At 70.7% G+C, this 1,280-nt stretch carries 1 protein-coding gene and 1 pseudogene; both read right to left on the bottom strand.

Features of this window, described 5'->3' with window-relative positions:
* Positions 1 to 341: pseudogene (locus tag RT567_RS16995) on the bottom strand (4-(cytidine 5'-diphospho)-2-C-methyl-D-erythritol kinase); the annotation flags it as partial.
* A gap of 7 nt (positions 342 to 348) precedes the next feature.
* Positions 349 to 1,280: tetratricopeptide repeat protein (locus RT567_RS16990; protein WP_313577353.1), on the bottom strand; the 932-nt coding region annotated here is incomplete at its 5' end.

Genomic DNA, 1,280 nt, shown 5'->3' with positions numbered 1-1,280 from the left:
GTCCCCGCGTCAGCCGAGCCGCCGCCCAGACCGGCGGCGATGGGCAGGCGCTTGTCCAGGGTCACGGCCACGCGCGGATCGCCGATCCCCGCCGCCGCGCCCAGGGCGCGCAGGGCCTTGAGGATCAGGTTGTCCCCTTCCCCGTCCAGGCCGGCCGAGAACGGCCCTTCGACCGCCAGAGACAGGGCCTCGGCGCGGCGCACCGTCACCCGATCGCCGACATCAGCGAAGACGGCCAGGCTCACCAGGGGGTGATAGCCGTCGGCCTGCACCGGCCCGACATGCAGCAGCAGATTGATCTTGGCCGGCGCCAGGCCGCTCAGAACGTCGGAAACAGACATGGCGGCGTCAGTCGTCCGCGCCGCCTGCGGACCCCAGCCCCTTGTCCCCGCTCGGATCCTGGCCCAGGCGATCGCGCAGCTTGCCCTCGACCTCGCTGCGGCGCTTGTCGTCGACCTCCAGCGTCAGGACGCGGTTCCACTGGAAGCCCGCTTCGCGCTGACGGCCCACGGCCCAGTAGGCATCGCCCAGATGGTCGTTGATCTCGGCGTTGGCGGGCTCCTTGTCGACCGCGCCCTCCAGATTGACCACCGCCGCCTCATACTGCCCCTGACGGAACTGGGCCCAGCCGAGGGAGTCCTGAATGTTGCCGTCCTTGGGCTCGGCGGCATGGGCGCGAGCGATCATGGCGGAGCCCTCCTCCACCCGCGTCCCGGTGTCGACCCACAGGTAGCCGAGGTAGTTCAACAGGGTCGGATTGTCGGGCTGCATCTGCAGGGCGGCCCACAGCTCAGCCTCCGCCTCGGTGTCCCGATCCAGGGATTCATAGGCCGCGCCGCGCAGGAAATGGACCTCGAAACCCTGATCCGCCGTGTTCAGCAGCGGGCCGTTCAGCAGCTCCAGCGCCGCTTCGTGCCGCTCCATCTGCATCAACTGACCGGCCAGCATATAGGCCACGCCCGCCTCGTCAGGCCGCACGGCGGCGGCGCGGCGCAACTCGACCAGGGCCTCTTCGTCCCGTCCCGCCTTGCTCAGGCTCATGGCCGTCTGGATGCGGGCGGCGGCGTAGAGGGCGGGCGAGGCCTCGCTGACCTCGGCCAGGGCGGCCCGGCCCGCAGGCTCGATCCCGCCCTGGATCAGGGTCTGGCCGACCAGAAGCTGGGTGTTGTCGCTGGGCGACAGGTTCTGAGCCAGTCGCAGATAGACCACGCCGAACTCATGGGCGCGCTGGGCGATCATCTGGTCTGCGGCGGTGCGCAGCGCCTGGGCGGCGCCCTCGC

This window comes from Brevundimonas sp., from assembly GCF_032107865.1.
In the GTDB taxonomy this organism is placed as follows: domain Bacteria; phylum Pseudomonadota; class Alphaproteobacteria; order Caulobacterales; family Caulobacteraceae; genus Brevundimonas.
The sequence above is the reverse complement of the archived record's forward strand: the minus strand, read 5'-3'. Positions and strand labels throughout refer to the sequence as shown.